This window comes from Streptomyces sp. NBC_01549, from assembly GCF_026339955.1.
Taxonomy (GTDB): Bacteria; Actinomycetota; Actinomycetes; order Streptomycetales; family Streptomycetaceae; genus Streptomyces.
Genome location: NZ_JAPEPW010000003.1, coordinates 636225 through 655887, shown reverse-complemented (window position 1 = coordinate 655887; position 19663 = coordinate 636225). Strand labels below are relative to the sequence as shown.

16 protein-coding genes and 3 pseudogenes are annotated in these 19663 nt (G+C 66.9%); 12 read left to right on the top strand and 7 right to left on the bottom strand.

The genetic code is table 11. From position 1 onward, the window contains the following. The first annotated feature begins 62 nt into the window (after positions 1 to 62). From OG819_RS49330 to OG819_RS49320, 3 genes are all read left to right on the top strand, one after another. Complete coding sequence (locus OG819_RS49330; protein WP_266638209.1) at positions 63 to 1022, top strand: Lrp/AsnC family transcriptional regulator; 960 nt, start codon at positions 63 to 65, stop codon at positions 1020 to 1022. 145 nt (positions 1023 to 1167) lie between these two features. Continuing rightward, positions 1168 to 1989 carry an inositol monophosphatase family protein gene (locus tag OG819_RS49325; RefSeq protein ID WP_266638208.1) on the top strand — a complete coding sequence of 274 codons (822 nt, stop codon included), beginning with the start codon at positions 1168 to 1170 and terminating at the stop codon, positions 1987 to 1989. Positions 1990 to 2291: 302 nt separating this feature from the next. Continuing rightward, the gene (locus tag OG819_RS49320; protein ID WP_266656540.1) at positions 2292 to 2522 is read left to right on the top strand and encodes a Shedu anti-phage system protein SduA domain-containing protein; all 231 of its coding nucleotides are present in this window, start codon (positions 2292 to 2294) and stop codon (positions 2520 to 2522) included. A gap of 616 nt (positions 2523 to 3138) precedes the next feature. Here the strand turns inward: OG819_RS49320 and OG819_RS49315 are convergent. The 3 genes and pseudogenes from OG819_RS49315 to OG819_RS49305 all read right to left on the bottom strand — a co-directional run bounded on the left by OG819_RS49315 (position 3139) and on the right by OG819_RS49305 (position 5187). Beyond that, positions 3139 to 3996 carry an IS5 family transposase gene (locus OG819_RS49315; protein ID WP_266638207.1) on the bottom strand — a complete coding sequence of 286 codons (858 nt, stop codon included), beginning with the start codon at positions 3994 to 3996 and terminating at the stop codon, positions 3139 to 3141. 73 nt (positions 3997 to 4069) lie between these two features. Next, complete coding sequence (locus tag OG819_RS49310; RefSeq protein WP_266656223.1) at positions 4070 to 4480, bottom strand: RacP protein; 411 nt, start codon at positions 4478 to 4480, stop codon at positions 4070 to 4072. A gap of 3 nt (positions 4481 to 4483) precedes the next feature. Further along, positions 4484 to 5187, bottom strand: a pseudogene (locus OG819_RS49305) (DUF6192 family protein). 849 nt (positions 5188 to 6036) lie between these two features. On the opposite strand from OG819_RS49305, the pseudogene OG819_RS49300 reads away from it, so the two are divergent. Beyond that, positions 6037 to 6844: pseudogene (locus OG819_RS49300) on the top strand (IS5 family transposase). Positions 6845 to 7087: 243 nt separating this feature from the next. On the opposite strand, the gene OG819_RS49295 reads toward OG819_RS49300, so the two are convergent. The 4 genes and pseudogenes from OG819_RS49295 to OG819_RS49280 form a co-directional block, all read right to left on the bottom strand. Then, positions 7088 to 7489, bottom strand: coding sequence for a DUF1622 domain-containing protein (locus OG819_RS49295; protein ID WP_266656221.1), 402 nt, complete (start codon positions 7487 to 7489; stop codon positions 7088 to 7090). 155 nt (positions 7490 to 7644) lie between these two features. Further along, positions 7645 to 8292: a cysteine hydrolase gene (locus OG819_RS49290; protein WP_266656219.1), complete on the bottom strand. Its 648-nt coding sequence runs from the start codon at positions 8290 to 8292 to the stop codon at positions 7645 to 7647. A gap of 1160 nt (positions 8293 to 9452) precedes the next feature. Continuing rightward, a pseudogene (locus tag OG819_RS49285) lies at positions 9453 to 9946 on the bottom strand (trans-aconitate 2-methyltransferase); the annotation flags it as partial. A 307-nt stretch (positions 9947 to 10253) separates the two neighbouring features. Next, entirely contained in the window at positions 10254 to 10850 is a 597-nt protein-coding gene (locus OG819_RS49280; protein WP_266656217.1) for a TetR/AcrR family transcriptional regulator, read from the bottom strand. 88 nt (positions 10851 to 10938) lie between these two features. Between OG819_RS49280 and OG819_RS49275 the strand changes: the two genes are divergently transcribed. From OG819_RS49275 to OG819_RS49240, 8 genes are all read left to right on the top strand, one after another. Next, positions 10939 to 11664: an SDR family NAD(P)-dependent oxidoreductase gene (locus OG819_RS49275; RefSeq protein WP_266638203.1), complete on the top strand. Its 726-nt coding sequence runs from the start codon at positions 10939 to 10941 to the stop codon at positions 11662 to 11664. Positions 11665 to 11973: 309 nt separating this feature from the next. Further along, positions 11974 to 12432 carry a nuclear transport factor 2 family protein gene (locus OG819_RS49270; RefSeq protein ID WP_266656215.1) on the top strand — a complete coding sequence of 153 codons (459 nt, stop codon included), beginning with the start codon at positions 11974 to 11976 and terminating at the stop codon, positions 12430 to 12432. A gap of 87 nt (positions 12433 to 12519) precedes the next feature. After that, a complete protein-coding gene (locus tag OG819_RS49265) occupies positions 12520 to 12645 on the top strand; it encodes a hypothetical protein (protein WP_266656213.1) in 126 nt (41 codons plus the stop codon). A gap of 302 nt (positions 12646 to 12947) precedes the next feature. After that, on the top strand, positions 12948 to 13346 hold the full coding sequence (locus tag OG819_RS49260; protein ID WP_266656211.1) for a nuclear transport factor 2 family protein: 399 nt from the start codon (positions 12948 to 12950) through the stop codon (positions 13344 to 13346). 251 nt (positions 13347 to 13597) lie between these two features. After that, positions 13598 to 14425, top strand: coding sequence for an alpha/beta fold hydrolase (locus OG819_RS49255; protein ID WP_266638200.1), 828 nt, complete (start codon positions 13598 to 13600; stop codon positions 14423 to 14425). Between the two features lie 825 nt (positions 14426 to 15250). Then, a complete protein-coding gene (locus OG819_RS49250; protein WP_266656210.1) occupies positions 15251 to 16117 on the top strand; it encodes an alpha/beta hydrolase in 867 nt (288 codons plus the stop codon). A gap of 305 nt (positions 16118 to 16422) precedes the next feature. Continuing rightward, the gene (locus OG819_RS49245; protein ID WP_266656208.1) at positions 16423 to 18162 is read left to right on the top strand and encodes an MOSC and FAD-binding oxidoreductase domain-containing protein; all 1740 of its coding nucleotides are present in this window, start codon (positions 16423 to 16425) and stop codon (positions 18160 to 18162) included. Between the two features lie 33 nt (positions 18163 to 18195). Continuing rightward, positions 18196 to 19557, top strand: a complete 1362-nt coding sequence (locus tag OG819_RS49240) for an IS256 family transposase (protein WP_266647762.1) — start codon at positions 18196 to 18198, stop codon at positions 19555 to 19557. The last annotated feature ends 106 nt before the right edge of the window (positions 19558 to 19663 follow it).

Below are 19663 nucleotides of genomic sequence, written 5' to 3'. Positions count from 1 at the left end.
CTGCAGGGCGTCCCGGTTGCTTGCGGTCTGCCGAGCTGCTGCGATGAGCGAAACTGCTTTGTATGTCGACTCATCTGGCGCAGGGCACACTCGCGGAGCGGGATCAACGATTGGTTGCGGCGCTGCAGTACGACGGCAGGATCAGCGCGGAGCGGGCGTCGTCCGTCCTGGGCTACAGCACGCGGGAAGTGCAGCGTCGGTTGAAGTCCCTGACGGGCAGCGGCACGGTTCGCGTGATCGTCCGCCGCACTCGCAACGCGGACGTCGGTGCGACGATGCTGCGCATCAAGGTCCTGCGCGGCAAGCTCGACGCGATCACGTCCGCCCTGGCCGAACGAGAGGACATCCCCTTCGTCGACGTGTCGGCGAGCGGTGACGAGATCTCGGCAGTGCTGCTGCACGCCTTCGAGCCCCGCAACCGGCTGATCTTCCAGCAACTGCCCGCCACCAGCGCCGTCACAGCGGTCACGGCGCAGACGGTGCTGCACGTGTTCTGCGAGGCGAGCGACTGGCGACTCGATGTGCTCACCGCGCGGGAACGCGAGGTATTGGCCCGAAGGCCTGAACCGTCCGGGTCACGGCGCGAGTTGGACGCGACGGACGAGGACATCGTGTCCGCGCTGGAACTCGACGGTCGACTGTCTGCCACAGCGGTGGCCCACAGCACGGGGCACGCGGAGTCCACCGTGCGGCGTCGGCTTGTGTCGTTGTTCTCCCAGGGGCGGGTCAGCACACAGGTCCTCGTCGATCCGCAGCGGCTCGGTATGGGCATCGACGCGAACATCTGGATGGAAGTCCCGCCAGATCACCTGGACGCCGTGGGCCGGTCCCTGGCCCGGCACCCTGCCGTCCACGGAGCCGTGGCCACAACTGGGCGGGCGAACCTGTGCGTGGCCGTGTGGTTCCGCGACATGCAGGAGCTGTACTGCTTCCTCACCCAGGACCTGAGCGGGCGCTCCATCGTCAGCACGGACACCGTCCTGGTCGGCCAGTGGGTCAAACGGGCCGGACTCCATCGGTGATCCGGACCTGTGCGGCGTGATTCGCCCACCTTTCGTCGCTCTGGGCGCGGATTTCGCTCAGAATTCCGGGCCCTTGACCGGAACTACGGTCACGTCGCTCAGAATCGGAGTCGTACCCGCTCATCAGCATGTGAGGGAGAGTCCCATGTCGGACATTGATCTGCTCGCGCCCATGACGCAGGCCGCCCAGAGGGTCGGAGACTTCCTGCAGGCGGCACCGATCCCGGCGCCGGCCGCCACGTGGGGGGAGTTCATGCAGAACTTCGAGGCGCTCGACAAACCCGCCGCCGACCAGCTGCGCACCCACCTGTCCGGACTGTGCCCCGGTGCCGCATGGGGCGAGGAACTGGGCGACACCATCCCTCCTCACGGCGAGGTCTGGGTCATCGACGCTGTCGACGGAGCCGTGCAACTCCTGCAGGACCTGCCGTACTGGTCCATCAGCATCACGCTCGTGCGCGACCTGCGGCCGGTGGCAACGGTCCTGCACTCGCCCCTGCGAGGTGAGACCTACACCGCTGCTGCCGGGCAGGGGTCCCGCCGCAACGGCCGGCTGATCCGGCCCTCCCGAAAGACCGATCTCAAGGTCGCGCTGCTGGCCACCAGCCAGCCTCCCACTGTGGCCGCTGAGCCGGCCGCCGTGCGCGCCGCGGGACGCACGCTCTCGGCGGTCTTGCCGTACGCCGGGGCGGTACGCAACCTCGGCCCCACGTCCTGGCAGGTCGCGGATACCGCCGCGGGACGCATCGACGCCTTCTGGGAGTACGGACGCGACGATGCCAACCTCCTCGGCGGCTCACTCGTGGCCGCCGAGGCTGGCCTTCAGGTCACCGATACCGAGGGCAATCCCTGGCAGACAGGCGCCGCGAGTTTCCTCGCCGCCCCCGCCCCGCTCCATGAGCAACTCCTGGCACTCCTGACCGCGACCCAGGCCGGCGGCGATGTTGGTGGCTCCGGACTGGCGTAGTGCGCCGATGGCGAGGTCCAAGGCGCCTCCGTTGGCAAGGTTCAGGGTCTCGCCGCTGCAGCGCAGTTGCTGGACCAGGTGGGCGAGAAAGCAATAGCCGAGCAGCTATTCCAACAGGCAGCCCCTGCCGGGCGCACAGGAGCATCATCGAAACAGACGGTGCCGAGGAGGGGAAGGACGTCTACGACCTCATTGCGGGGAGCGTCGCATGGCTCAGGGCCCGCCCAGTCCATTCGTCCGCTCAGGCCGGGTGACCGCCCCGCGAGCCCTGTGCTGTTCAAGATCGCGCAGTCACCTGCGAGCTGCACAAACTCTACGAGGACGACGGCGTCCCCACCGACATCGAGATCTCCACCACCCGCCCCCGACAGGTGCTAGTGATCGGTAGCCTCAGCGGGTTCACCGACCGCGGCTCGGCGAACCCGGAGAAGATCATTTCCCGTGAGCAGTACAGGCGATTCATCCAGGACGTCGAAGTCATCACGTTCGACGAGCTCTACGAACGAGCCTGTTTCATCGTGGAGGACCGCTGAGGCATACCCGACCACACCAAGCCGAGTACCTGCCAGGACGGCTGGGACTTCGGTCAAGTCATCGAATGACAGGACGGCTTGGAGGGCGTGAGTCGGCGACGGGCCCTTCGTCCTGTTACTGCCGTGGACCAAGCGGCAACACGCGGAAACCGTCCGCAGAAGCGGTGCGCGCCGCGGTGCCGGATGTTGCGGGCACCGACCGCGGCCAGGGCCTCGCGCAGGCAGATCGCCGGGTCGCTGCCGGGCCGCGGCCGCGGAGCGCCGAATGCGCAGAGCTGGGCAGCGGCCCGAACCGCCAACGGTCCCCTCTGCGAGACCTGCTTCAAGAAGAACCCGGTCTCTTTCAAGACCTGCACCCGCTGCGGCACGGTCGAACGACTCCGCCACCACGGCCTCTGCCACCGCTGCGCCTGCGACCAAGAACTCACCGTGCTGCTGACAGGCCCAGACGGCGGCGTCGCAGTCCCACTCAAGCGCCTCCACTCGACCCTGAGAAGCTGTGTCACATCTCCTTTCCGCAGGTCGCGGGGTATGAGGGTTGGTAGTGATCCTGCTTGCCGTTCGGTTGGGCGTCGATGGTCGATGTTGCGAACGGCAGCGGCAGCGCATTGGTCTTTCAGCCGATTGCGAGGGTGGCCGTCGACGCCTCGATCTGGCTGCGTGGGCGGGCCAAGCGGCGTGACATGAGGGTGATGAAGGCCCGCTGGATGTGAGCTTCGGCGTGGGGCATCAGGCGTTCGTAGTCCCTTGCGTTGCGCCGGGCTCGCATCGTCCATGAGTTGCTCCGTTCCACCACCCACCTCTTCGGCAGCAGTACGAGGCCCTTGGCGTCCTTGGGGCGGGGGACGACCTTGATCGTGATGCCCAGGGTGTCCTGGGCCCAGGTGCTGAACTCCTCGCCTTTGTAGCCGTTGTCCGCCCAGACCAGGACGATTTCGGGGTGTTCGGCGTGGAGGCGGGTGAGCAGGATGCGGGCCGCGTCGCGGTCCTGGACGTCTGCGGGGGTGACGAGCAGGTCGACGAGCAGGCCGTCCTGGTCGACAAGGAGATGTCGCTTCCTGCCGTTGATGTGCTTGTTCGCGTCGTAGCCGCGCGTCGCGTTCGACACGGTCTCCGCGCCTTTGACGGACTGGGAGTCCACGATCACCCGGACCGGCCAGGGACAGCGCCGACGGCGCAGCCGCAACCGCCGACGAAGCTGGTCGAGGATCAGCTTGAGTGCGCCGGCCTTCGCCCAGCGGGCGAAGTATCCGAAAACGGTGCGCCACGGGATGCCGAAGTCAGCGGGCAGCGCCCGCCATTTCGCGCCGTTGTCGGTGATGTAGCGGATCGCGTCAACTACGCGGCGCCGGGGCCATTTCTCCGGAGCCCCGCCCTTCGGCATCTGGCAGGCCGGAGTCGGGAGGAGCGGCTTGAGCAGGGCCCATTCGAAGTCGCTGGTGTCGGAGGGGTAGCGGTAACGGGGCAGCAGCATGACGGTGCCGGGCCGCGACCGGTGGATGGGGCCAACTACGGGGGGCGCGGCCCGTTGCCTCTCGTGCTCCGGTTCACTTCAGGCTGGCCAGGAGCTGAAGGGTGGATTCGATCGCACCCATCTGCGCCATGACCGTGCGGATGTAGGGGTCGTTCGGGGTCTTCTTCTGATGCGGGAGGAGTGTCCCGGCGATGAAGTTCTCCACCCGGTGGTGGACGGTCTCGAAGAACGCCCGTTCGTAACCGATCCACACCTCCGGCGCGTCATCCAGCATGCGATATCCCCACCGCTTGTCCCAGGTCACAGGCGGAAGGCCCTTCGCCGCCGCGACCTTGCGCAGATGCGCGAGCCCGGTGTGGACCTGCGCGCGGGTGCGTTCGGTGGCGGACATCAGCTGGGCGATGGTCAGGCCGGCGGGACGGGCTTCCAGCAGAGCGCTGAGGGTCGCTTCGGCATGGACGTGAGCGGGGACCCCCCGCCCCATCGCCTACTCACCCGAGCCCTTCAGCAGCTTCTCCAGCTGCTCGTCCAGATCGACCTCGCCGCGGGTGACGGCGTTCTCGATCCAGTCTGCCGCGGCGCGTACCCGCGAAAGTCCCCGCCCGATCGTCTCGCGTTCGCCGTCGTCGTAGTGCTCGCCGCGCAGGTTCGGCACGATCCGCCCCGCCGTCGCGACAAACCGTGCGCAGGCCGCGACCATGTCCATGAACTGCGCGCTGTGCTTCATTCGCTGCAACTGCGGGGCAGCCTCCTGGTGCACGAACTGGGCCTGCTGGCGGAACCGGTCGAACGGAGCTTCATTAACGGCGTGCCGGGCGGTGTCATCGGCCATGGCCTTCGAGGCGACCGAGGGGCGGCGCAGGAAGTCGGTGGTCACCACCGCCGCGACCGCGTCGTCGGCGGCCAGGTCGTGGATCGCCTCCACCTTCTCCTGGACGCTCTCCGGGGAGTCGACCTTCCAGCCCACCACCCGCTTCGCGCTGTCGTGCGTCCAGCGTGGCTGTCCGCCGCGCGGGTTGGGCGGGGGGTGTTGACCGCCTCGAACCGCTCCTGTTCATCGGAGATGCTGGCCAGCACCTTGTGGATGGTGTGCGAGACATCCGCCCGCCGGCGCTCCTTCGGCCAGCGCGAGGACACCCACCGGTAGCTGCGGACCGTCGTATTAGCCAGGCCGACGTCTTCGGCGAACATCCGGATGGCCTCGCTGACGGTGAACAGGTCGTCCTTCCCGGACGGATTTGCACCCCCATACGAGCGCATCGGCTCGATCTCCATGGTCGCGTCGCCAAGACGCCACTGGGCGCTGCTCATCGTGGCCACCCAGTCCCGCCCCAGCTTGACCAGCTCGTCGTAACGGTCCCGGGTCACACTGCCGACGTTTCCGGACATCCGCACCCACCCCCACGGGCCCCGGCGCGGCACCCCTCGTGCCGTCAACTCGCCTCGAATACCCGTCACTTGGAACCATCCGGCGGCCCGGGAACGGTTGCCAGGGCGCACGGGCCCGGCGCGTGAAGCCGCACTGCCATAACGGGGCGCGCGGTCTCACACCCCGCCCGGCTCTGTGCGCCGCCGGTGCCAGGCCCGTTTGCGGCAACGGGGAGAGCAGTACCGTGCAGATACGGGATGGTCCACTCCGACCGTCCAACTCGCGCCGCACTCTGGGCAGTTCGCCGTCCGGGCGGCCTGGACCGCCTGGGTCCTCGCCCTCGTGCGCCGCAGCCGGCGCCAGTGCCTGGAGCGGCAGGCCGAAGAACAGAACACCGCCGTCGACTTCGCCGACGGCATCAGCGGACCACCACACCCACGGCACAACCGCGGCCCCGCGTCTCGGTCGCCCATGACCACAACCAGCCGCAGCCGGGGCACCCGGTCCCGGTCCTTGCCCATGCCGTCACCGTAGGGACGTCAGCCCTGCCGAACAACAACTTGGCGGTCGTCCCGCAGCCCGGGCAGCGTCGTTGCCGCGGGTCAGGAAGCTGGTGCGGTTGCGGCTTCTTAGAAGTCATCTCATTTGGTTGGGTCGGTAGGCTGTCGGTCATGGTGGGGATCGTTGAGCGGCTGGTGCCGGATGAGTTGTGGGAGTTGTTTCAGCGGGTGGTGCCGGAGGCGCCTTCGCGGCCTCAGGGTGGTGGACGGCGTCGGCATGGTGATCGTGAGGTGCTCGCCGCGATCGTGTTCGTGGCCACGTCGGGCTGCACATGGCAGCAGTTGCCCACTGCATCGTTCGGGCCGTCCGGGGCAACGGCTCATCGACGTTTCTCCGAGTGGACGAAGGCCAGGGTATGGGCCAAGCTCCACCGCCTGGTCCTGGACGAGCTCGGCGCCCGCGGCGAGTTGGACTGGTCCCGGTGTGAGATCGACTCGGTGAACATGCGGGCCCTGAAAAGGGGGACCTGACAGGTCCGAGTCCTGTCGACCGGGGTAAGTACGGGGCGAAGATCCACCTGATCACCGAGCGGACCGGTCTGCCCCTGTCCGTCGCAATACCGGGGGCGAACCTGCATGACAGCCAGGCCCTGATCCCCCTCGCGCAAGGCATACCGCCGATCCGCTCCCGCCGCGGACCGCGGCGCCGCAAGCCCGCAAAGCTCCACGCGGACAAGGGCTACGACTACTCCCACCTGCGACGATGGTTACGCCGGCGTGGCATCCAGCACCGCATCGCGAGGAAAGGAATCGAGTCCTCACAGCGACTGGGCCGCCACCGCTGGACCGTCGAACGCACCATGGCCTGGCTCGCCGGCTGCGCCGTCTCCACCGACGCTACGAGCGCAAAGCCGAGCACTTCCTCGCCTTCACGAGCATCGCCTGCACCCTCATCTGCTACCGCAGACTCACCAATTGAGATCGATGAGACTGAGCTTCGGCCTAAGGGCTGTCCCGTAATCCCCGGCGGGCGCACGACGACAGCTACGGCACCTCGCCGCGTTGTCGGATCGCCCGAATACGCCCAGTATGAGGACGACCCTCCGCCTTGCGATGCACCGCATCTGACGCCGCGCGCTGATCCACCGGGGATTACGGGACAGCCCTTAGGAATTCACGGCAGGGATGGCGCCGCTCCGCTGGCCGCCGGCGTCACGCGGGGTCAGTCTTCGGCTTCGGCCACTGGCTTCTGCCATGGCCACCGCCCGGTGATCTCGAGCTCGAGAGAAAAGCTGAGGAAGGTGCGGATGCCCACGATCACGGCCAGCACTCCGACGCTTGCGTACGTCGGTGCGACGGCGACTGTACGGATGATATCGCCGGCTACGAGGAACTCCAGCCCCAGCAGGATCGACCGCCCGACGCGACGGCGATAGCCGCGGTACACACCCGCCTGTCGGCGACTGAGCCGGATAGCCGCGAGAACGGTCGCCAAGAGCGTTCCCACGACTATGATGGCTACGCCGACGGCGTCAACGGCTCGACCGACCAACTCCACGATGTGTTGGAACTCCAAAGTATGCCCTCTCGCGCCGACCCGAATCCGCTCGTTTGTGGTCGGCAACCTCTGTTGCTACCCACATGTCGTTCCGAGCACCGGCTATTGTCGGGCAGACATGTTTCCACGGCACTCCCGCGCAGTAGACCGGCGACCGTCGACGACGCCTGTTGAAAGCGTAACTACCGGACTACGCGAGCACTATTTCGGCTGCGAGCTCCTCAGTGCATTCGATCGAGTACTTCGTCAGTTGACAGTAACGCATGGGCGAAGAAACGGTAGTTGATGATCGCCGCCTGATAGCCGTCGCCCCAGACCGGGTGTCGGGGTCCGGCTGTTGCATCCCTGACCACGGCGACCTCAAATCCCTCCTCGATGAGGTGACGCATATGGGACTCGACGCACATGTTCGCCAGCATCCCGCCAAGAATAATCCTTTGTATTCTCCGCTTGCGCAGTTGCAGTACCAAGTCGTTGGTTTCCGGACCGAATACCTTGTGCGGGCTGGCTACCACCGTTCTGCCGTCTTCGATATAGGGCTTGAAGCGGTCCAGCCAGTCTGCCCCGGAGTTTCGGAAACCGGTCAGATCAAGCTGTCCCGACCGTGCGAACGTGTGGGTCTCGAGCTCGCTTGTCTCGAGCGGCCCGTTCATTCGCCATCCGTTGTCCGTCGGGTAGAAGTAATGGGGCGAGATGAAGACCTCATATCCGCCCGCCTTCGCCGCCTCGAAGATTCTCTCCATATTCTCGACGGTCCTGTTCTCTGTGACGCTCGCTGCCACCGCGTCCCAGTTCGCTCCGCCCTCGCTCAGTACGTCGTTCTGTGGGTCAATGAACACAACCGCCGTGTCGGTCTTCGTGATTTCCACCTGGCGCTCCTCACGCAATAACAAACCACTGGTGCAGTAAGTATTCGGTACACCGGATGTCCTTCCGAAGCACATTCCGGTCCGGTGACGCGAGGTCTCTTCCCTGAGCCGGTGCGGATTGTTCCGACACCAAGCGACATCACTCGAGTGCCGTGCTCACCTTCGGGGTGTGTGCCCTGAGGGGGCGCTGTCCCGGTCATCCAGCCCTCCATTCCACTGTGCCCCATCGCGGGGTGTTCTGCATCGGTGAATTGCTGCACCTCAGTCGACGTCCATGCCATCCCCGAGGTGTGAACGGTCTGTGGGGATGGTGGGGAGGAGAAGTTAGCTCCGTGCATTCGGGGAGGTCGGTGGTCTGCATGGCATGACACCACTCTGGACAGGTGCGCGGAATGCTCCGTCGGCCCAAGGGGGATGGCCCGTAATGAGCACATGAAAGGGCCGCGTGACCGCGGGCGCCCGCCGACTATTCGATGAACCGATCGGTGAGACCTTGTCGATGACGGCCGGCACGTCTTCACCAGCACCCCCGGCCAGCAGTGGACGCCCCTCCCCGCACCCCGTCCTCCCGTCGGGAGATCGCCGCCATCGAGGCCGAACGGTGCGGCCCGTACAGCGAGGCTTTCGGCTTGCGCACCGGATGCCGTGGCCGTGTCCAGCGCCGCTGCACCGCCGACGACCCCGGCCGCGCCCCGAGTCCCAGCGAGCCCCGTACGCCCAGCCCTGGAAGTGGGTGCTCTGCCCGCACGCCTGCGAAATACGTCGGCAAGCCGGAAATCCGGCCCAGCGTCCTATATGCACTGGCCCCGCAGCTCAGCCCTTAATACACCTTCGCCGCGGAGAGTCCTGCCCCCTACTTGCCAGCATCGACTGGGCGGCGATGAGCCATGCGTACGGTCCGCCAACGACGTTCCGGTGTGGCTGCGGGCGATCGGCTCGCCCAATTCCGAGACCCGGCGGAATGCGTTGAGCGACTTCTACAGCGCGGCCCACCGCCAGGGCGACGTGTACGCGTGCACGACGGCGAGTCTGCCGTTCCTGTTCGCGTTGGCCGACGACCCCGCGGCCCCCGACTGTGCCACTGTCGTCGATCTGCTGCTCAGCATCGGACGCGAATCCGTCGACCGCGACGACGACATCCGCTTTAAGTCTGGGGTGGTCGGTGGTTCTGCAATGCCGATGAAGTTGCAGCCCATGGGCCAGATCCGGACCGACCACCCCAACGCCGTGAGGTCGTCCGTGAGTGTCTGGACATCGTGGAATACCTTCACGATGCGGTTCTGGCTGCCGTCATCGAGCCGGCGCAGAGCCGCCGGGGCCGGCTGGTTCGCGAGGATTGTCTCCTCTGCGGCTGCGGCGGGGCCGTCGTCGATGAAGATCGCTTTGCCGCCCGGCGCGAGCGCGGTGGCGACGGTGTTCCAGAAGTCGGGCAACCGCGTCGGCGGGACATGCGAGAGCCAGAAGGCGAAGAACACGGTGTCGTATCGTCGTGGCGGCTGCCACTCGAACAGGTCGGCCTCAGGGAATTGGACGGTGGGGGATGCGGTGCGCGCACGGGCGAGGGCCAACACTTCGGCTGCCGCGTCGACAGCCCTCACCGACTGCGCCCGCGCGGCAGCCTCGGGGTCCACTGGCCCGTTCCGCAGGCTAACTCCTCCTGGGGTGCGGATCGAGCCGACGAGGCGGCGGCTGGCCAAACTCCGCACCGAGGGGCTGGTCGACGCATCACTCTGGGGCAGGCCGGACGGACCCTGGTGTTACGGGGTGCAGATCGCCTTCGAGCGGCCCGAGTTGCGGGGCCGGCGGCCCGAATCCGCCCCCTGGGCCGAGATCGCGCACCACAATCCGTCCCCGGCTGAGCAGGACGGCCGGGGCGCCGTATTCGCAGTCGAAGCGGTTGGCTTGCTGTGACGGGATGAGTTCCGCCGCCTGCCCCGCCCCGCTCTCGCCGGGCGGGGCCGTCAATGAGCGGGGCGGGGCAGAACAGCAAGGGCTGTCCAGGCTATATCGGCCAGCGTCTCCTCGCTCGCTCCGGCCTTACCCAGCGCTTCAATGCCGCGCAGTACGGCGAGCACTAGCGCAGCCAGCTTTCCCGGATCCGCGTCCGCGGCAATATCGCCATTGCGCTGGCAGGCCGCGATGTCGTCCTCCAGTAGCGCGCGCAGCGCCTCGACGGCCGCGCGTGCCCGCTTGGCCACCGTCTTGTCGTGTTCGGCTAGCTCGGCGGCGCCCTTGGCCAGCAGGCATCCGCGGTGGGCGGTGTCTGCGGCGGTGGCCGCCGCCACCGCGTGCACGTGGGCGGACAGCCGCGCGTAGGCGTCCGCGTCGTGGCCGCGCAACTGCCGGCCCACAGCGTCGACGACGGAGCCGCAGTAGTCGTCGAACACGCGGTGGAACAGCTCCTGCTTTCCGCCGAACGCGCCGTACAGGCTGCCTTTGCCGAGCCCCGTTGCCTCGGCAATGTCTTCCATGCGCGTGGCGGCGTACCCACCCGACCAGAACCGCTCCCGGGCGGTGTCCAGTACCTGCTGCTCGTCGAACTTCCGAGGTCGTGCCATGGGGACAAGCCTACGCGTTCTTGACTCGTTCGTCCATAACGTTTAGCGTTATGGACGAACGAGTCAAGAACTGAGGAGTGGGCGCGTCATGACGGGAGTACTCGCGGGCAAGGCGGCGGTGGTCACTGGGGCCAACAGCGGCATTGGGCTTGCCATCGCCAGGCGGTTCGCCGAGGAAGGGGCACGGGTGTTCCTGGCCGGCCGCCGTCAAGAGCCGCTCGACGCGGCCGTCGCCGAGATCGGGCCGGCGGCCACCGGAGTGAGGGCCGACGTGTCGGTGCAGGCGGACCTCGATCACCTTTACTCGGTCGTGCGCGAAGAGGCGGGGCGCATCGACGTGCTTGTCGCCAACGCCGGCAGCGCTGTTCCCGAGCGTCTCGGCGAGATCACCGAGGAAGCCATCGACGCCACCTTCGGCACGAACGTGAAGGGCACGATCTTCACCGTGCAGAAGGCGCTGCCTCTGCTGTCGGATGGCGCCTCGATCGTAGTGACAGGATCGACCAACGCCCTCCGCCCCGGACCGGGCCTGGAAATCTACGGCGCGTCGAAGGCAGCAGTACGCAACCTGGTGCGCAGCTGGGCGCTCAGCGCGCAGGAACGGAAGTTCCGGGTGAACATGCTGAGCCCCGGCCCGACCGAGACCCCGGGCCTGGTCGGCCCGGACCTCCGCCAGCTCGCCTCGGAGGTGCCGCTCGGCAGGATCGGCCACCCGGACGAGATCGCCGCCGTGGCGACATTCCTGGCCTCGGACGCCTCCAGCTTCGTCAACGGCGCCGACTGGTTTGTCGACGGAGGCCAGGCTCAGGTCTGACCGCACCCCCTCACCCGCAGGGCATACCGCGCACCCGGCTCACCGGGCAGCTTGGCCCCCGGGCCTGGCCGCTTGCCAACGTTCCCGTGACGACCAAATGGGAGGGCTGGCGGCCGCGCCCGGCTCGCCGAGCAGCCCCGGCAACACGAGCGGAATACCCCTCTTGGGGCGCCCGGGGCCCGAGCCGCGGGGGCGACCACCTCAGTGGACCCGGCGGTACCTGCAGAAGCAGCCACCCGGTACGGCGAATATGGCCGACGGGGGAATACCAGCGCGAGAGCGCACCACGCACCACGTACCAGGAGGAAAGTGAACGGCACCAGCGATATTCAGAAGCGTCGCGAAGAGATTGTCATCGACTACTTCCACATGGCGGACGCCGGCAACCCGGCGGTCATCGACCTCTTCACGGACGATGCGCAAATGTTCTACCCGAAGTTCGGCATCGCCAACGGGAAGGCGCAGATCGGTGCGTTCGCTCGGGGTCTCGGCCGCGGAATCGCGTCACTCCAGCACGAGTTCGACCGCTTCACCGTGCTGTCATCCGGGAACTACGTGACCGTCGAAGGTGCCGAACGGGGCACAACGGCGTCAGGTATCGAATTCCCTGACGGCGTTTCCTCCTTCGGCCTGTTCTGCAACGTGTTCGAGTTCGAGGGTGAACTCATCAAGAGAGTCCACATCTACGTGGACCCGGACTTCGCCAACACTCACGCCGAAGGTGTGGCTTGGGGCAAGTCGGTGCAGGACAGCATCGCCAGCCTGTAGTCAACAGCCTCTACTACTCAGTTGCAGATCGCGATCTTCAGGACTGTAAAACGTTCGGTGTAACTCCTGATCAAGGAAGATGCACCGATGGCCGGCGAGAACGTGACCGAGCCCGAGACCACCGAGGCGGCTGTGCTGCAACCGTCGAAGTCCGTGGACGACCAGCTGATCGACGAGCTGGTGGCCGGGCCGGGGCCGAGGGACTCCAGCTGACAGGCGAGGGCGGGCTGTTGCAGCAGCTGACCAAGCGGCTGCTGGAGGCCGCCCCGGGCCCGGCAAAGACCAACGGACTGGACCCGATATCCCGGTGTTGGGCGTGTGGCGCTCGTGGGACTGCACAGTGGCGCGACGCGATGGCCGAGAGCCTCCGCCTGTAATTCACCATGGCCGACTCTGCCCGGTAAGCGGCGAGCGGGGGCGGCAGGCTCCTTCCCAGGAAACGGCAGACCCCACCCCCTACCAACAGTCATGCGAAACGACATTGACGTCGCATGTTCTCCAGAAAGGTTTTGATCATGACTACCCGAGACGTCGTCGAGAAATTCTTCGGCCTGCTGGCAGGCGGAGACCCGGACAAAGTCGCAGAGGTCTTCGCCGACGACATCGACTGGTACGTTCCCGGGTCGGCGTCGCTGCCCTGGACGGGGCCGCGCACCAAGCGCAGCGAGGTAGCCGACTATTTCAGGACGCTGGGGGCGAACATCGTGCCCGAGAAGAACGTTGACGATATTGAGGCGCTCCTCGTCGACGGTGACCACGCGGTCATGCTGGGACGGTTCACCCGAGTCGCGAAGGGCACCGGCCGGACGTTCATGACGCCCATCGCGATGCACCTTCAGGTGGCAGGCGACAAGATCGTCAAGCTGCATCTATATGAGGACACCCTCGCGGTAGCAGAGGCATACGCCGAGTGAGCGGCCTCGGCCGACGGGATGAGCGCGGGGCGTGCGCCTGGGCGCGCGTGAATTCGGTGCGGCGGGTAGCGTGAAGGCGCGAGGCGCTCAGCGATCGCCCGGCACATCGTGAGCCTTCCCCAGGTACCGCCTCGACCAATCGAGTTGACGGCACCGATGGCCTCATGCGAGCTGACGCCCACGTTCTCCGGATGAGTCAGACCGCATGGGGCTGCGGCACTTCACGTCGATTCGATCGAGAGGGGCATGCGATGCCTTTCATCACCACCAGGGACAATACCGAGATCTTCTACAAGGACTGGGGTACCGGACAGCCCGTGGTCTTCAGCCATGGCTGGCCGCTGAACGCCGACGCCTGGGACCCCCAGACCCAATTGATGGCCGACAACGGATTCCGCGCCATCGCCCACGACCGCCGCGGCCACGGGCGCTCCGGGCAGACCTGGAACGGCAACGACCTGAACACCTATGCCGATGACCTGGCGCAGCTGATCGAAACCCTTGACCTACGTGATGTCATTCTTGTCGGGCACTCCACCGGGGGTGGCGAGGTTACGCGCTATGTAGGCCGCCACGGAAGCGACCGGGTCGCCAAAGCGGTCCTGCTCAGCGCGATTCCGCCGCTGATGCTCAAGACAGATGCCAACCCTGAGGGGCTGCCGCGGGAGGTGTTCGACGAGATCCGCAAGGGCGTGGCGACCGACCGTTCGCAGTTCTACCAGGACCTGAGTACCCCCTTCTACGGCGCGAACCGCGAGGGTCACCAGGTGTCCCAGGGCACCCGTGACGCGTTCTGGCTGTGGTCGCTGCAGGTGGGGATCAAGGGTTCCTACGACTGCATCAAGGCATTCTCGGAGACCGATCTGACCGAGGACCTGCAACGCTTCGACTTCCCTACGCTCATCGCGCACGGTGACGACGACCAGATCGTGCCCATCGTCGCGGCCGGTGAGAAGTCCTCGAAGATCGTCAAGGACAACACGTTCAAGGTGTACCCCGGGGCCCCGCACGGCCTGTCGATGGTCGCTCCGTTCAAGGACGTCTTCGACGCCGACTTGCTGGCCTTCGCCCGCGGCTGAACGCACGAGACCCCGGGCGCCAGCCGGGCCCCGGATGACACCGTGAGCACAGGCCCGCCGCGGGTGTCGTGTGCGGTGCCGGACGGCGGCCGGGGTCCCGTTCAGGGGCGCGGTGGAATCCTGGTCTGACGCCCAGTAGCGGCACGATTGCCGCTGTTTCGACGGACGTTGACACCAAGCTCCGATACAGGGGGGAAGTCGGCGGTAGCCGTCGAGCCACCGATGCTGTACGCGGCAGCCCGCACAGCGCGCCGGCCGCGGTGAGGGTCTGGGCGCTCAGCAGGGGCCGCCCAGATGACCAGGAATCGCAGATCGGCAAGGAATCCCGCGGCGCCGCGGAGAAGTGCGTCACTAATGATTGGGTGCGGTCCGCGCTTTCACGGAATCCAGCACAGTGCTGGGCGGCCAACTCGACCTCGCGGTAGGAAGCCGGACGGGAACGGATATACGTCATTGCGGTATTCCTGGCTGACGTCAGGGATGTCGGGCCTACCGCCGGGAGATCCCGCAGAGACAACGACTCGCGACATTGCTGTGACTCTCTGCTGTGCTTGTGTTCCGTAATGTGTTGGTACCCGTGATTCAGCGAGCTGCACGTGAATTCCGTGATGCCAGTTATTGGTTCTGCTGCGTTGCCCTCCCTGCGGGTCAGGTCTAGCGTGAGGAAGGTGGCAACCGGCGCCATCTGCCGCGAGGCACCACGCCGCCGAGGGAAAATGGTTCCCGAGCCTCCACGGCGACCGTCCTGACCTTGGTCGTGTCCAGCCGGGTTTTACACGGGCGGATTTGACGCAGTTCCGCGCCCACGGGCGCCCGGAGGTCGATGTGCTTCCCACGCGACACAAGACAGCAACCATCAAGGGCCAAGAAGTCTTCTACCGCGAGGCCGGCCCCAGCGACGCTCCGGTCGTGCTGCTGCTGCACGGATTCCCGAGCAGCTCGCACATGTTCCGCCATCTCGTCCCCGCGCTGGCCGACGATTATCACGTGATCGCCACCGACCACATCGGATACGGCCACTCCGCCATGCCCAAGGTGGACGCATTCGACTACACCTTCGACAACCTCGCAGGAATCACCGCCGGACTGCTCAACCACCTAGGCATGAACCGCTTCGCCATGTATGTGCACGACTACGGAGCACCGATCGGCTGGCGCCTTGCGCTCGACCCTTCCTTCGACGTCAGCGCGATCATCTCGCAGAGCGGCAACGCCTACATGGAAGGATTCGCCAAACCCTTCTGGGACGACCTGTTCGCGTACGCCACCAATCCAGGCCGCGACACGGAGCCGGGCGCACGGTCCAAATTCAGCCCGAGTACGACCCGTTGGCAGTACGAGAACGGCGCCCCCGACACCAGCCTGGTCAGCCCCGACACCTGGACCCTCGACCAGCTCCTGCTGGAACGGCCGGGCAACGATGAGATCCAGCTGACGCTGTTCCGCGACTACCCGAAGAATATCGAGGGGTACCCGAAGCTGCAGGAGTACTTCCGCACCAGCCAGGTGCCCCTGCTCGCGGTATGGGGCCAGGGGGACGAGATCTTCGGGCCGGACGGCGCGCGGGCGTTCTCCCGTGACCTGCCGGAGGCGGAAATCCACCTGCTGCCTGCTGGGCACTTCGCCCTGGAGACGCACCTGGACGCCATCAGCGGATACATCCACGGATTCCTCGGACGCGTCCTGACCTGAAGCGTGTCGAGACCCGCACACCTCCCGCCGATATGCGGTTGAATGTGATGTGGACATGGCGGATAGTATGTGCTGATCACGGCCCGGTTCAGGCGGCCGATGCCGGGCCGGCCGTCGCAGGCTCTTTCGGCGTGAGGCAGTGCTTTGTGCCTGGGGACACCAGCCCGATGCCGACATCGGGCCGCCCCATCGACACGGCGGCCAGGGGCCAGAAGCTGATACCACGGGCTTCCCAGCCGGAGCGGCGTGGGAGGCGCCACAAGAGAGGTGGCGTGGTGGCCACGTTGACAGCAGTGAATATCGGAATGCCGAAAGACGTCCCCTGGCACGGAAAGGCCGTGCACACCGGCGTCTACAAGCAGACCGTCGCCGGACCTCGGATGGTGCGGCGGCTGAACATCGACGGGGACGGCCAGGGAGATCTGGCCGGGCACGGCGGTGAGCAGCGGGCCGTGCTGGTCTACCAGACCGACTCCTACCGCTTCTGGGCGAACGAGCTGGGCCGCGACGACCTCACCCCGGGGCAGTTCGGCGAGAACTTCACCGTGGACGGGTTGCCCGACGACGAAGTCTGCATCGGGGACCGCTACCGTATCGGGGACGCCCTGTTCGAGGTCACTCAACCCCGGGTGACCTGCTACCGGGTGGGCCTGCGCATGGGTGAGCCACAGATGGCCGCACTGCTCGTGGCCCACCACCGCCCCGGCTTCTACCTCCGCGTCATCGAGGAAGGCGAGGTCGAGGCCGGGCAAGAGATCGTCAAGGTCTCCACCGGCCCGGAGGCGATGACCGTCGAAGAGATCGACCGGGTGCTCTACCTGCCCGGACACACCCGTGAACAGGTCGAACGGGCCCTGCGGATCCCCGCGCTCAGCCCCGGCTGGCAGGGTTCCATGCGGACCCTGCTGGACCAGGCCGACGGCGAGGGTGGTGCTTCCTCGGGCAGCGCCGGACTGAACACCGCGGCCACCGCACCGCCGCCTGCCTGGCCGGGCTTCCGTCCGCTGACTGTCACGCATATCCCGTCCGAGAGCCGCAGCGTGTTCTCCCTGTACCTGGCCGCCGCAGACGGCTCGGCGCTGCCGGCCGCGCTGCCGGGCCAGTTCCTCACCGTCAAAGTCCAGCCCGCGGGCGGCGTGCCACCCCTGATCCGCAGCTACTCCCTGTCCGGCGAGCCAGGCACCGGCGCGTACCGGATCAGCGTGAAGGTCGAACCGCACGGCGCCGCCAGTAACGAGCTGCGTGCCCACATCCGGGTCGGCGACCAACTGGATGCCGCCGCGCCCCGCGGCACCTTCTGCCTGACCGGGGGCGACAACCCGGTGGTACTGCTGTCGGCCGGGGTCGGCGTCACCCCCGTCCTCGCCATGCTGCACACCCTCGCCCATGACCGCTCCACCCGCCAGGTGTGGTGGCTGCACGGAGCCCGTGACGGCAGCGAGCACCCCTTCGCCCAGGAAAGTCGCGACCTGATCGCCACCCTCCCCAACGCCCGGTCGACCGTCTACTACAGCAGGCCCGCCGCCGACGACCACCTTGGCGTGGACTACGCGGAAGCAGGCCGCCTCTCGGCCGAGCCCGTCCGCCGGCTCGGCCTACCCACCGATGCCGACGTGTACCTGTGCGGCCCCACCGCATTCATGGACAGCCTCACCTCCGCGCTCGTGGACTGCGGTCTCGACGCCTCCCGCGTCCACACTGAGATCTTCGGCGCGCGTCCCGCCATCACTCCCGGGATCAAGGGCTCGGCAACCGGGCCCGCGCCCCACCAGCCCGCGGGCCCGCCCGGCACCGGACCCGAGGTCTCCTTCGCCCGCAGCGGACTCACCGTCCCCTGGAACGACGTCCAGGAGTCCCTGCTCGAACTCGCCGAAGCCTGCGACGTCCCCGTCCAATGGTCCTGCCGCACCGGGGTCTGCCACACCTGCGAACTCGCCCTCATGTCCGGCACCGTCAACTACTCACCCGACCCCGTCGAACCTCCCGCCGAGGGCAACATCCTCATCTGCTGCTCCAAACCCGCAGGAGGGGTGGGAGTGTCATGAATTAGGTGGGAACTTCACCGGAAGGGACACCTGATGACGATCCAGAAGACTCACTCTCTCGAGACGGTGGGCGGCGTGTCGCTTGCCACTGACGGGGCGGCCGCGGACGGTGCGGGCATGAGGAGAACGCAGGAGTCCGTGGACGGGCTGGGCCTGGACCTGCTGGACGCGCTGACGCTGCTGGCCCAGGACAGGGTCCGCGGTGGTGGGCTGAGGCTGGTCGGTGAGGACGGTCTGCTGCCCGCGATCACGCAGCACCTGATGCAGGCCGCCCTGGAGGCCGAGCTGGATGAGCATCTGGCCGCCGAGGCCGAGCGCGGCGGCGGGCGGGGCTCGCGTTCGGGCGGCAACGGCCGTAACGGGTATCGCACGAAGAAGGTGATGAGTGAGGTCGGGCCGATCACGCTGCAGATCCCCCGTGACCGGCTGGGCACTTTCCGGCCCCGCATCCTGCCCAAGGGTGCCCGTCGCACCGGTGCTCTGGACGAGATGGTGCTCTCGCTGACCGCCCGCGGCATGACCTCCGGGGAGATCGTCGCGCACCTTGAGGAGGTGTACGGGATGAAGACGTCCAAGGAGACGATCTCCACGATCACCGACAAGGCCCTGGACTCGATGAACGAGTGGCGCACCCGCCCGCTCGACGCGGTCTACCCGGTCGTCTTCGTCGACGCCATCCACGTCAAGATCAGGGACGGGCAGGTCGCCAACAGGCCGATCTACGTGGCCATCGCGGTCACCGCCGACGGCTACCGCGATATCCTCGGCCTGTGGGCCGGCGACGGTGGCGAGGGCGCCAAGTTCTGGCAGCAAGTCCTCACCGACCTGCGTAATCGCGGGGTCAGAGACGTCCTCATGCTCGTCTGTGACGGGCTGTCCGCTCTGCCGGACGCGGTCGCGAACGTGTGGCCCCAAACCGTTGTGCAGCGCTGCGTCGTTCACCTGATCCGGCAGAGCCTGCGCTACGCCTCCCGGCGGGACTGGCCCGAGGTCGCCGCCGACCTCAAGCCCGTCTACACCGCCGTCAACGAGGCCCAGGCCCGCGAGCGGCTCGACGAGTTCGACGCCAAGTGGGGCCACAAATACGGCTCGATCGCCACCGTCTGGCAGCGCGCCTGGAGCGAGTTCGTACCCTTCCTGGCCTTCCCCGACTCCATCCGCGAGGTCGTCTACACGACCAACAGCATCGAGTCCCTCAACGCCCGCTACCGCCGCGCGGCCACCGCCTGCGGACACTTCCCCAACGAACAGGCAGCACTCAAGAGGATCTACCTGGCCACCCTCGCCCTCGACCCCTCCGGCCGGGGACGCAAACGCTGGAACAACAAGTGGAAGGCAGCATTGAACGAGTTCGACCAGCTCTTCGACGGCCGCCTTACCGCCGGACGGGTATAAGCCAGTCGGACCAACCAAAAACCACTAGGCCAAAGGGCCTAAAAACACCTAAATCATGATAGACCCGGAGGGGTTGTACTGGACCTATGAGACGACGGCCCCGCCG

Excerpts from the sequence above, each read along its gene's own strand:
- OG819_RS49330 (WP_266638209.1), top strand. The coding sequence starts at position 63 with ATGTCGACTCATCTGGCGCAGGGCACACTCGCGGAGCGGGATCAACGA.
- OG819_RS49325 (WP_266638208.1), top strand. The coding sequence starts at position 1,168 with ATGTCGGACATTGATCTGCTCGCGCCCATGACGCAGGCCGCCCAGAGG.
- OG819_RS49315 (WP_266638207.1), bottom strand. The coding sequence starts at position 3,996 with ATGCTGCTGCCCCGTTACCGCTACCCCTCCGACACCAGCGACTTCGAA.
- OG819_RS49310 (WP_266656223.1), bottom strand. The coding sequence starts at position 4,480 with ATGGGGCGGGGGGTCCCCGCTCACGTCCATGCCGAAGCGACCCTCAGC.
- OG819_RS49280 (WP_266656217.1), bottom strand. The coding sequence starts at position 10,850 with ATGGCACGACCTCGGAAGTTCGACGAGCAGCAGGTACTGGACACCGCC.
- OG819_RS49275 (WP_266638203.1), top strand. The coding sequence starts at position 10,939 with ATGACGGGAGTACTCGCGGGCAAGGCGGCGGTGGTCACTGGGGCCAAC.
- OG819_RS49265 (WP_266656213.1), top strand. The coding sequence starts at position 12,520 with ATGGCCGGCGAGAACGTGACCGAGCCCGAGACCACCGAGGCGGCTGTG.
- OG819_RS49260 (WP_266656211.1), top strand. The coding sequence starts at position 12,948 with ATGACTACCCGAGACGTCGTCGAGAAATTCTTCGGCCTGCTGGCAGGC.
- OG819_RS49255 (WP_266638200.1), top strand. The coding sequence starts at position 13,598 with ATGCCTTTCATCACCACCAGGGACAATACCGAGATCTTCTACAAGGAC.
- OG819_RS49245 (WP_266656208.1), top strand. The coding sequence starts at position 16,423 with ATGCCGAAAGACGTCCCCTGGCACGGAAAGGCCGTGCACACCGGCGTC.
- OG819_RS49240 (WP_266647762.1), top strand. The coding sequence starts at position 18,196 with ATGACGATCCAGAAGACTCACTCTCTCGAGACGGTGGGCGGCGTGTCG.